The organism is Prevotella sp. 885 (assembly GCF_002265625.1).
Classification (GTDB): Bacteria; Bacteroidota; Bacteroidia; order Bacteroidales; family Bacteroidaceae; genus Prevotella.
Genome location: NZ_NOVE01000074.1, coordinates 1 through 10,618, shown reverse-complemented (window position 1 = coordinate 10,618; position 10,618 = coordinate 1). Strand labels below are relative to the sequence as shown.

Here is a 10,618-nt window from a genome sequence, read left to right as displayed (position 1 = left end):
GCTGCAGGTGTAAAGACGGCGACGTCAAAGCCGAGCAGTACTAATTGCCCGAGACTTTCTTTACAAGTAGTCGTGCTTTCAGTTGTTGACAACTTTAACAACAGTTTTTGCTATATCAACGTGTCTATCTTATACGCACGCCACAAGTAGTAATTACTAAATAATAAATAATAATTAGAGTGAGCGTAGCGAACGAACATTAGGCGGTTATTGCGGCGGTGTCCCACCTCTTCCCATTCCGAACAGAGAAGTTAAACCCGTTTGCGCCGATGGTACTGCAATGCAATGCGGGAGAGTAGGTGGCTGCCTTCTTTTACTTTAGGTCTTCAGAGTCTAACGACTTTGGAGACCTTTTTTTGTGTTTCACTCTTGACAACGCTTGCACCAGATTGAATCTTTGCAACCGTTTTTGGTTAGCTCGGTCTGATCATGAGCAAGCGTTCTTTGACTTGTTTACATATTTTATATATAAGTTTCCCTATTCCGCCGATTATTTCTTAACTTTGCATTATATATAAAAACTGATCTACTACGATTTTTTTAATGTTATAATGTATTTTATCAAATTTATAAACAGATCTTTCTTTGATAGTCTTATCTTGCCATTGACACGGATATGTTGCGGACGAATCTGTCGTATTGTGGCGTCAATGATGCTGCTTGTCCTGTGCGTACCCGTAAGCGCCGATGTTCCTCCATTGTTGCCAATGCCCCAGAAGGTGAGCATGACTGGCAAGTGGGTCACGGCTGACAGGGATGTATGCTTTACGAAGGTGGACCGAGTGGAAGGTGCTGAGTGGCAGGACGAAGCATACCGTTTGGTTGTTGACAAGCATAAAGTCTGCATTTACGCCACAGGTGATGCCGGAATGTTCCGTGCCAAGCAGACGTTGGAGCAGCTTACCGCTATACGTAAAGGCAAGAAGTTTGTTCCTGTCTGTGACATCACCGACTGGCCTGCATTCCGTGTACGTGGATTTATGCACGACATCGGACGCAGCTTCATACCGATGGACGAACTTAAGAAGGAGATTGAGCTATTAAGCCGTTTCAAGATAAACGTCTTCCACTGGCATCTTACCGAAAATCAGGCTTGGCGTCTGGAGAGCAAGCTTTATCCGATGCTCAATGCACCTGAGAACATGGAGCGCGACAAGGGAAGATATTATACGCTTGAGGAGGCGCATCAACTGGCGGAGTTCTGTCGCAAGCATTATGTGACGCTTATCCCCGAAATAGACATGCCTGGTCATAGTGCAGCCTTTGAGCGTACCTTCGGTTTCGGCATGCAGACGGTGGAGGGCAAGCGCATAATGAAGGATTTGTTGGCTGAAGCGTGTGACGCTCTCGACGTGCCCTACATTCATATAGGTACAGACGAGGTGCAGTTCACCGACTCTACTTTTGTGCCTGAGATGGTGGCTTTCGTCCGTTCTAAAGGAAAGAAGGCCATCTCATGGAATCCCGGATGGCATTATGAGAAGGGCGAGATAGACATGACGCAGTTGTGGAGTTATCGTGGCAAGGCTCAACCGGGCATCCCTGCTATAGACTGCCGTTTCCATTATGCCAACCACTTCGACAATTACGCTGACCTTGTGGCACTCTTCAACAGTAGGATTCTCGATCAGCCAAAGGGTAATGACGACATAGCCGGCTGCATCGTGGCGTTCTGGAACGACCGCTACATTGACAACACTCGACAGCTGCTTGACGAAAACAATTTCTATCCCTATATGCTTACGCTTGCCGAGAGAGCATGGCGAGGTGGGGGCACCTGTTACTTCAACGGAAAAGGCACGCTCCTTTGGGACGATGAGCCTGAGCAGAAGGCTGTCTTTGCCGAATTTGAGAACCGTATGCTGTGGCATAAAGACCACACGCTGAAGGGAGAACCTTTCTCTTACTGTCGTCAGACGGATGCACAGTGGCGTATCACCGATGCATTCCCGAACGAAGGCAACCTGGCCCGATCTTTCCCTCCTGAGGAAATTCTTTCCGCTGACGGAGGTCCTAAGGTAGACCGCACCTCTTATGAGTATGAAGGCAAGACGTACGGCTCTGGTACGGTGACCGGCAACGGCATTTATCTGCGCCACGTGTGGGGAACTCTCGTCCCCGGTTTCTACGCCAATCCTGAGGAGAACCATACGGCTTACGCCACACGCTGGGTTTACTCAAAGAAGGCACGTACAGCCAAGTTGAGCCTTGAGTTCTATAACTATAGCCGTTCGGAAAGCGATCTTCCGCCGCGCCCTGGTACATGGGACTATAAGTGCAGCCGTGCATGGATAAACGGTGTGGAGATAATGCCGCCGGTATGGGAGAACACCAATACAGAGCGCAGCCACGAACTGCCATTGCGTAACGAGAACTGCGTGTCGCGACCGCCCGTGGAGGTAAAGCTCCAGAAGGGATGGAACAAGATTGTGCTGAAGTTGCCCGTCGGCAAGTTTACGTCTAAGGAGACCCGTCTCGTGAAATGGATGTTCTCAGCTACGTTGTGCGAATAAGAGAAATAAGAATATTATAAACTAAATACTTTATTGTTATGATAGTATCAGATCTCAGACAGAGCGCCCGCATCGAGTCGCTCCACCCCTTGTTCAAGACAGTCTTCGACTACGTTAAGAGTCATGACCTTCTCAACGAGCCTTGTGGCCGCATTGAGTTGGACGGCGACCGACTGTTCATCAATAACGTCAATCCTGAATGTGTAGCGGCAGAGCAGCAGGTGCTCGAGGTGCACCATCAGTATATTGACATCCACATCCTCCTTGAGGGTGAGGAGACAATAGGCTGGAAGCCGATAGAAGACTGTTCCAACCTCACAAAGCCCTACGACGCAGATGCAGACTGCGCTCTTTACACCGAGCCGGCATCCGCTTACGTGAAGCTTCGTCCCGGTCAGTTCATGATAGTCTGGCCTGAGGATCCGCATGCACCGGTGATAGGCGAGGGCAAGATTCGCAAGCTCATCGTGAAAGTGAAACTCTAAGCAGCAGATACAGTTGGTATAGCTGTAAAAGAAGACAGTCACGGTATATGTCTTTAATCCATATATCGTGGCTGTTATTGTATATTATAATGCCTGACGCATTATTCCATAAGGTCCTCTCCGAGGTGCGTGGTCTGTTCGCGTTCCATGCGCTCCAACACTTCACGCGGCTTGGTGGCGTAGGTAATCATGCGGATGGAGTCGTTATAGCTGACGTATTTCCAGAGCCAGTTGAGCAGCACCATCATCTTGTTCTTCACGCCGAGGATGGAGCGAAGGTGAACCACGAGCCACAGAATCCATGCGAAGAAGCCCTGACTGTGGAACTTGCCAATCTCCACAACAGCCTTGTTGCGTCCGATGGTTGCCATCGATCCGAGGTTGTTGTATTTGAACGGAGTAAGGCTGTTGTCGTCTGCCTGTCCTTTATTTATGCGCTTGATGTTCTTGGCAAGGTTCTTTGCCTGCTGTATAGCCACCTGAGCCACCTGCGGATGTCCGTTAGGATAGGCAGGGTCAGTGGTCTGAAGACACTGGTCGCCGATGGCAAACACGTCGTTCAGTTCCGGAATACGATTAAACTGGTCTACCTTGAATCTGAATCCACGTCCTAAATGATCTTCGCTGATACCAGGCATGGCATTGGCTCTGATACCCGACACCCAAAGGAATGTACGTGTAGGAATCTCCGTGCCGTCCTTCATTATCACCTTATGGTCGCGATAGTCAGTCACCATCTTGCCGAACTGTATGTCCACGCCCATACTCTTAAGAAAGTCGTATGCCTTCTTAGATGAGTCTTGCGACATGCCGGCAAGCAGTCGGTCGCCGGCTTCTATGAGGTAAATATGCATCAATGACGAGTCCATGTCGGGATAGTCATAGGGAATGACGTAGCGCTTCATCTCCGACAGTGCTCCTGCAATCTCCACACCAGTGGCACCGCCGCCAACGATTACTACGTTGAGCAGTTCCTGACGTTCCTCTTCAGTGGCGCAAGTCAGTGCTCGCTCGAAGTTGGAGAGCAGGGCATTGCGAAGTCCCATCGCCTCAGGCACGGTCTTCATCGGTATAGCCCATTCCTCGATGTTTTTGTTGCCGAAGAAGTTGGTAGTAGCACCTGCTGCCAGCACCAGATAGTCATAGTCAATCTTTCCGATGGAAGTCTGCAGAATCTTCTTCTCCGTGTCTACCATACGTGCCTCCGCCATGCGGAAATAAAAGTCCTTACGTTTGCGGAAAATCTGACGGAAGGGGAAAGAGATGCTACTTGGGTCGATACCTGCCGACGCTATCTGATAGATAAGCGGAGGAAACTGATGGAAGTTGTTCTTGTCGATCAGCACCACCTGCATGCCCGATCCGTAAAGGTCTTCTGCAAGGCGCAGTCCGCCAAGTCCTCCACCAACAATAACTACTCTTTTCTTCTGATTTCTCTGGATATTGATGCTCATATTTTATAATAAAGGTTTTTTTGTTGCTCATTGTGACGGCTAAGTTAGCCATTTTTGAGCAGACAATACTACTTGAGTTTTTGTATTTTTTATGAAAACGATTGCGGTAACGTTCCCAAAGTCCGCAAACGTTTGCAATACATATTATGTTGTTATCCTGTATTTCTCCACAAAGTTACTAATTTTCTTTGAAATAAATGTTACTTTTGCAGTCAATACAGTATTATAATACGAAACCTATCTTTTTCTACCGGCAATGAAACATGTAACAATAAAAGATATAGCCCGATCGCTTTGCATTTCGGTTTCCACAGTGTCGCGTGCCCTTACTGACGACAAGAACATAAGGCGCGAAACCCGTGAGGCTGTGCTGCGCGAGGCGGAGCGTCTCGGTTATCGCCGCAATCCAGTGGCGATGAACCTCAAGATGGGCCGCACCAACACCATCGGCGTGATTGTGCCTGAGATGCATACGCCTTATGCTTCACAGGTGGTGGCGGGCATTCAGAGCGTACTCTATAAGAACAATCAGAAGGTGATGATAGCCGAGTCGGATGAGAGTCCGCTGCGTGAGCGTGAGAGTCTGCAGATGATGGAGGAGTTTATGGTGGACGGTCTGATTGTCAGTCTTTGCAGCTACAAGCAGAACGTTGATGTTTATCGCCGTCTGGCAGCCGCTGGCATGGCCATTGTTTTCTACGACCGCATACCACACGGACTGGACGATATGCCCCAGGTGATGGTGGACGACAATAACGATTCTTATTTCATGGCTGAACATCTCATACGTCTCGGTAGGCGCCGCATTGCTTATCTGTATGGTCCCGATGATGTCTATAATGCGGTGGAGCGCGAACGAGGCTACCGTGAGGCGATGGAGAAATTCCACGTATACGACCCGCAGCTTGTCATCAAGACGGGCATGACCTTTGCCGACGGTGCAGCTGCTGTTGACGACCTTGTGCATAGAGGCATCGAGTTTGACGCCGTGTTTGCCTTCACCGACACGCTTGCCATAGGAGCCATGAATCGGCTGCGCGAACTTGGACGTCGCATACCAGAGGATGTGGCTGTGGCAGGATTCTCCGGCACGGAACTGTCTACGATTGTATATCCGAAGCTCACCACCGTGGAACCGCCACTCACGGAGATGGGACAACGTGCAGCAGAACTGGTGCTTGAGAAGGTGCGCAATCCGGAGGTTGAGAACCGTAAGATAGTGCTCCGTACAGAAATGAAGTGCAGGGCATCCACTGGAGAATAGGATGTAGCGAAGAACAGAGATATCTGCTACAATATTGATTTAAAACGTTTGCAGATTTTGGGAACGTTTGCGGCAACGTTCCCAAAACTTGCTTTATTTTTTTTCTTTGCCATAGTCTTTTTGCGGTTTAATTTTGCAATCGAAAAGAGAAACAGATAAAAGAAATAATAACTAAAAAACTTAAAAAGATTATGGCAACAAAAGTAGTCAACTCGTATTCTTTTGACCGCAATTCGGTCAAGGCTGGCATCCTTCACTTCGGCGTAGGCAACTTTCATCGTGCACACCTCGAATATATGACAAGCCAACTCCTCGAAGACCCGACGCAGCACGCTTGGGGCATCTGTGGAGCAATGATTTTGGAGAGAGACGAGCCTCTCTATAAGGCGCTTAAGGCACAGAACGGCGAGTATACGCTGACCGTTTGCGGACGTGACGGCAAGAACGAGGTTTATCGTCTTGGCGCTCTTGTAGAGCTTTACTGGGGCGTAGAGGAGAAGAACGCCATTCTCAACAAGATAGCTGACCCCGACATCCGCATCATCACACTCACCATCACCGAAGGCGGATATAACATATCACGTCAGACAGGCGAATTCATGCTTGACAATCCGCAAGTGGCTCACGACATTGAATGTCCACGCGATCCGCAGACAGCTTTCGGCTATGTGGCAGAAGGACTCCGTCGTCGCAAGGCTTCCGGCGCAGGTCCTATCACCATCCTCTCCTGCGATAATCTCCAGCACAACGGCAATACGGCTCGCCGTGCTTTCATGTCATTCGTAGAGGCTCAGGACAAGGAACTGGCAGCATGGATGGAGGAGAACGTGACATTCCCTAACTCAATGGTTGACCGCATCACTCCGGCTACACGTCCAGAGGACATCAAGCGTCTCAATGAAGAGAACGGCACCGACGACCAGGCTCCTGTATATTGCGAGGACTTCATACAGTGGGTGGTGGAGGACAACTTCGCTGCTGGTCGCCCGGCATGGGAGAACGTCGGCGCACAGATGACCGACGACGTGACAGCCTTCGAGAATATGAAGCTCTCTTTGCTCAACGCTTCACACACGCTGCTCTCTTATCCTTCATTCCTTTATGGCTACCGCAAAGTGGACGCTGCCATGCACGACGAGCGCATTGCCAAGTTCGTGCGTCAGTTTATGGATATTGACATCACTCCTTACGTGCCGGCTCCGAAGGACACCGACCTTGAACTCTACAAGCAGACTCTTTGCGAGCGTTTCGGCAATCGCACTGTGAGTGATCAGGTGGCACGTCTCTGCTTCGACGGCGCTTCAAAGTTCCCGGTCTACGTAATGCCAAACCTCGAGAAGATGGTAAGAGACGATAAGGACCTCATCCGCGTGGCTTATCTCTTTGCTGCCTATCGTCATTATCTGAAGTATCATACCGACGACAACGGCGAGCAGTTTGAGGTGGCTGACCCGTGGCTTACTGCTGACGACCAGCAGCTCATCGCAAGCGACGAACCGCTCGACTTCCTCGCTCTCTCTCCGTTCCGCAGCACAGACCTGCGTGCTGCTGAAAACTTTACGCAGCCTTACCTGAGAATGGTGGAAAGCATCAAGAGCAAGGGAGCAATGAAGACTCTTGAGGAAATACTGTAATCTTTAGTTGAGAACTGAGAGTTAGGAATTGAGAGTTATGATAACCAAGCTAAACGTTTAATGTTAAAGCATATCATAATTCTCAACTTTCAACTCTCAATTCTCAACTAAAACAACTCTCAATTCAAAACCTAATAACAAAATGAAAGCCTTTAGCCTTAAGACAGCAGGACCGTTTCTGCTGCTCACATTCATATATTTCATTGTAGGCTTCCTGACCACTGTCAACGGACAATGTCAGGGACCGCTCAAGGTGGCGTTTCTTTCCGATGCCGTCACGATGCGCAACTCGCTGACCACCCTCATCTCCTTCGCCTTCTTCCTCGGCTATCTGATCAACAGCTCACGCACAGGACGAATGCTCAATCTTATTGGCTATAAGCGCACGCTGATTCGTTCGCTTGTGGTGATGATAGAAGGACTGGTGTTTTATACAGCCTCTGCATTTTGTGCAGAGTACGTACCCGATCAGGGCGTGGTGGTGAATGGCGACTTCGTGCCGTTCGGCTATTTCGTATTTCTCATGGGATCGTTCCTTATGGGTACGGCAGCCGCAATGCTACAGGTGGTCATCAATCCTTACATCGCTGCTTATCCGTTGCCGGGAACCAGTGCTGTGCAGCGCATGAACTTCACGTGCGCCGTCAATTCGTTCGGCACTACCATAGCTCCGCTTTTCGTTACGGGCATCATGTTTGCCGGTGTGCCGCTCGACAGCGTAACGGCGTCGCAGCTTACCCTTCCGTTCATACTCATGACCGTCTGCATCGTCGTCACGACAATGACCACACGCCGTCTTGCATTGCCTGACATTGAAGGCACACGATCGGCTTCGGCAGACTCAGCAGCTTCTGATTCCGTTAAAGAAACAAAGAGTGTATGGTCGTTCCGCAATCTTAAGTATGGTGTCATCACCATCTTCTTCTATGTCGGTACGGAGGTCAGCATCGGCAACAATATCAACCTGCATGCAATGGAACTGACATCCGGCAATGCAGCGTTGTCGCCAGCCTTGCTTGCCACGATTTATTGGGGAGGATTCCTGATAGGACGAATGGTGTCGGCATCAATGAAGAACGTCAAGCCTCGTCCTATGCTTCTCACCGTTACGCTCGGAGCAATAGTGCTCATGATAGCCGCAATGCTTACCGAGAACCTTTGGCTCCTTGCCGCCGTCGGACTCTTCCATTCCGTGATGTGGAGCTGCATATTCACGCTTGCCGTTGACGGACTCGGCGAATACACATCGCGTGCATCTGGCGTATTTATGATGGGCGTGTTCGGTGGAGCCGTGTTCCCAGTGCTTCAGGGAATATTGGCAGACTGGATTGGTTCGTGGCAGTTCACGTGGACAGTGTCGCTCGTATGCGAGTTCGTGATATTGTGGTACGGACTGAGAGGATACAGAAAATAAAAATAACATTTTTTGTATATAAAAGTTGAGAATTGAAAATTGGGAGTTGAGAGTAGTATGCTAATCATAACTCTCAACTCCCAATTCTGAAATCTTAACTTGTTAAAGCTTCTCGCAGAACTCTATCTTCTCCTTGTTTGGTCCTTCGATGGTGAAGAACTTCACGCCGTTTTCCCAGAACGGCAGTCCGTTCACCTTGGTGTCGAGCATTTTCAGTCCGGCACGCTGCACAACCTTAAAAAGCTCGTCGATGTTCTTCACGTCGATGGCGATGTGGTCGATGGCGCCGTATGCCATGGCAGCCTGACGGTTCTGATAAGTCTCTATAACGAGATTGTGAAGCTGGAGGAACGCCACCTCCTCCGTGCCGTTGATGGTGCGAAGAGCAGTGGTGAAACCGAGAGTCTGATAGAAGTTGATGGTCTCCTCAATGTTGTTGGTGGGGATGCCGATGTGCTGTACACCGGTTGTGAAATCTTTGATGTTCATAATGTCTTTGGATTTTTTATTATATATAATCTATGTATTACAAGTGGATAATCTGTGCTCCGATTTGGAAGTAAGCCTTCTGCGACTGCGGGTTCCAAAGTCCCATTGCATGAACGGGCAGCGTGTACGAACCGAGCTTCAGGTCATGGCTGACCTTCAGCTGCGTGTGTACGATGCCCGCCGTGTTGCCGTAGAAGTGTTGCTTCTCGCCAGCTTCGTTAAGGGCGAAAGCGGCGCCTACGCCAGCGTCCACTGTCCATCCGTCCTTACGATAGATGGGATATTCGGCATACACGAAGGACGTGTATTTCTGATTCTTGTTGTCAGCCGACCGGTCGCGTCCGAACATGATGGTCGACCAGCTCAGCAGCAATGGGAATTTTGGCTGCTGGAAGCGATAATTAAGCGTACAGTTGAGGAATCGTCCCGTCTCGTGTGCGGAATAGTTAAAGTACTGTCGGTTGTTGTACGTGGCATCGGGCGAGAAGTTGTATGTGTCCATTGCGCAGAACTCGAATCCGGCGCCCCGTAGTGTTACGTAATGGTTTAGCTCCTTGTATGTGCCCTGCGTGTTGGTGCCGCCCCACAGACCGAGCGTCACGTGTCCCTTTGCGAACGTATAGCCGAGGTCGGTAATAACCACGCATCCGTCCGCCACCTCCATGCCGCGCCACAGGTGGTTGTTCTGCAGATCTGCTGTAAGGTGGATTTGAGCTGGTGCCGTCAGGCATAATGCCGAGGCAATGAGTGAAGTGCTGAATTGCTTCATTTGCAAGATTTAGGTTTAATGTATATTGTTTACGCTTGCAAATTTATGTTATATAAAGCACGTCTCAAAACCAGGCGTCACGTAGTTTTATGGGAACGTTACCGCAATCGTTCCCAATTTACGCAATCGTTCCCATAAGTTTTATCCCTAATATTGTATAAATAATTATCTGAAAAGATATATCTTTGCACAAAAATAAAAACGATATCAAGAAATATATATAATCGCCTATGAGACTATTGGTTAAGAACATGGTATGTCCACGCTGTATCTCAGCGGTCAAGTCAATACTGGTGTCAGAAGGTTTTACGGTAAAGTCTGTCACTTTGGGCGAAGTGGAGACGGAGGAGAGTCTGTCTGACGAAGAACGCCATTCCTTAGCAGATAAGCTACGTGACATCGGCTTCGAACTGCTCGACGACCCGCGTTCGCAGCTGGTGGAGCAGATACGCGTCGCCGTACTTAAGTGGGCTCACCTGAAAAAGTGTGTGGATTAAGCATACAATCTTGTTAGTCTGAAGAGAAAGAATTTCTTGTCAATGATACCCCGAAGTTGTGCTCTGAAATGCTTGACTTTTGCATTGAAAGATTCTGCA

At 49.2% G+C, this 10,618-nt stretch carries 9 protein-coding genes, 1 rRNA gene and 1 pseudogene; 7 read left to right on the top strand and 4 right to left on the bottom strand.

From position 1 onward, the window contains the following. The first annotated feature begins 199 nt into the window (after positions 1-199). From rrf to CHL74_RS14150, 3 genes are all read left to right on the top strand, one after another. Positions 200-312 (top strand): 5S ribosomal RNA (rrf, locus tag CHL74_RS14160). Between the two features lie 338 nt (positions 313-650). Beyond that, positions 651-2,513, top strand: a complete 1,863-nt coding sequence (locus CHL74_RS14155; RefSeq protein WP_254923331.1) for a family 20 glycosylhydrolase — start codon at positions 651-653, stop codon at positions 2,511-2,513. Positions 2,514-2,551: 38 nt separating this feature from the next. Continuing rightward, positions 2,552-2,998, top strand: a complete 447-nt coding sequence (locus CHL74_RS14150) for a YhcH/YjgK/YiaL family protein (RefSeq protein ID WP_094881843.1) — start codon at positions 2,552-2,554, stop codon at positions 2,996-2,998. Positions 2,999-3,099: 101 nt separating this feature from the next. Here the strand turns inward: CHL74_RS14150 and CHL74_RS14145 are convergent, their stop codons facing one another. Beyond that, complete coding sequence (locus CHL74_RS14145; protein ID WP_094881842.1) at positions 3,100-4,452, bottom strand: NAD(P)/FAD-dependent oxidoreductase; 1,353 nt, start codon at positions 4,450-4,452, stop codon at positions 3,100-3,102. A 256-nt stretch (positions 4,453-4,708) separates the two neighbouring features. Between CHL74_RS14145 and CHL74_RS14140 the strand changes: the two genes are divergently transcribed. From CHL74_RS14140 to CHL74_RS14130, 3 genes are all read left to right on the top strand, one after another. Then, positions 4,709-5,716 carry a LacI family DNA-binding transcriptional regulator gene (locus CHL74_RS14140; protein WP_094881841.1) on the top strand — a complete coding sequence of 336 codons (1,008 nt, stop codon included), beginning with the start codon at positions 4,709-4,711 and terminating at the stop codon, positions 5,714-5,716. Positions 5,717-5,907: 191 nt separating this feature from the next. Next, positions 5,908-7,350: a mannitol dehydrogenase family protein gene (locus tag CHL74_RS14135; protein ID WP_094881840.1), complete on the top strand. Its 1,443-nt coding sequence runs from the start codon at positions 5,908-5,910 to the stop codon at positions 7,348-7,350. A gap of 142 nt (positions 7,351-7,492) precedes the next feature. Next, on the top strand, positions 7,493-8,764 hold the full coding sequence (locus CHL74_RS14130) for an MFS transporter (protein ID WP_094881839.1): 1,272 nt from the start codon (positions 7,493-7,495) through the stop codon (positions 8,762-8,764). Between the two features lie 102 nt (positions 8,765-8,866). Here the strand turns inward: CHL74_RS14130 and CHL74_RS14125 are convergent, their stop codons facing one another. Together CHL74_RS14125 and CHL74_RS14120 are read right to left on the bottom strand one after the other, a co-directional pair. Then, entirely contained in the window at positions 8,867-9,253 is a 387-nt protein-coding gene (locus tag CHL74_RS14125) for a VOC family protein (protein WP_094881838.1), read from the bottom strand. 37 nt (positions 9,254-9,290) lie between these two features. Then, positions 9,291-10,022, bottom strand: coding sequence for a hypothetical protein (locus tag CHL74_RS14120; protein ID WP_094881837.1), 732 nt, complete (start codon positions 10,020-10,022; stop codon positions 9,291-9,293). Between the two features lie 230 nt (positions 10,023-10,252). Here CHL74_RS14120 and CHL74_RS15615 point away from each other — a divergent pair, with 230 nt between their 5' ends. After that, positions 10,253-10,519, top strand: a complete 267-nt coding sequence (locus tag CHL74_RS15615) for a hypothetical protein (protein WP_141241348.1) — start codon at positions 10,253-10,255, stop codon at positions 10,517-10,519. On the opposite strand, the pseudogene CHL74_RS16435 reads toward CHL74_RS15615, so the two are convergent. Next, positions 10,516-10,618, bottom strand: a pseudogene (locus tag CHL74_RS16435) (ISAon1 family transposase); the annotation flags it as partial. The gene CHL74_RS15615 and the pseudogene CHL74_RS16435 sit on opposite strands and share 4 nt — an antisense overlap.

Bases quoted from the DNA above. Each gene is read 5' to 3' on its own strand.
- CHL74_RS14155 (WP_254923331.1), top strand. From the start codon at position 651: ATGATGCTGCTTGTCCTGTGCGTACCCGTAAGCGCCGATGTTCCTCCA.
- CHL74_RS14150 (WP_094881843.1), top strand. From the start codon at position 2,552: ATGATAGTATCAGATCTCAGACAGAGCGCCCGCATCGAGTCGCTCCAC.
- CHL74_RS14145 (WP_094881842.1), bottom strand. From the start codon at position 4,452: ATGAGCATCAATATCCAGAGAAATCAGAAGAAAAGAGTAGTTATTGTT.
- CHL74_RS14140 (WP_094881841.1), top strand. From the start codon at position 4,709: ATGAAACATGTAACAATAAAAGATATAGCCCGATCGCTTTGCATTTCG.
- CHL74_RS14135 (WP_094881840.1), top strand. From the start codon at position 5,908: ATGGCAACAAAAGTAGTCAACTCGTATTCTTTTGACCGCAATTCGGTC.
- CHL74_RS14130 (WP_094881839.1), top strand. From the start codon at position 7,493: ATGAAAGCCTTTAGCCTTAAGACAGCAGGACCGTTTCTGCTGCTCACA.
- CHL74_RS14125 (WP_094881838.1), bottom strand. From the start codon at position 9,253: ATGAACATCAAAGATTTCACAACCGGTGTACAGCACATCGGCATCCCC.
- CHL74_RS14120 (WP_094881837.1), bottom strand. From the start codon at position 10,022: ATGAAGCAATTCAGCACTTCACTCATTGCCTCGGCATTATGCCTGACG.
- CHL74_RS15615 (WP_141241348.1), top strand. From the start codon at position 10,253: ATGAGACTATTGGTTAAGAACATGGTATGTCCACGCTGTATCTCAGCG.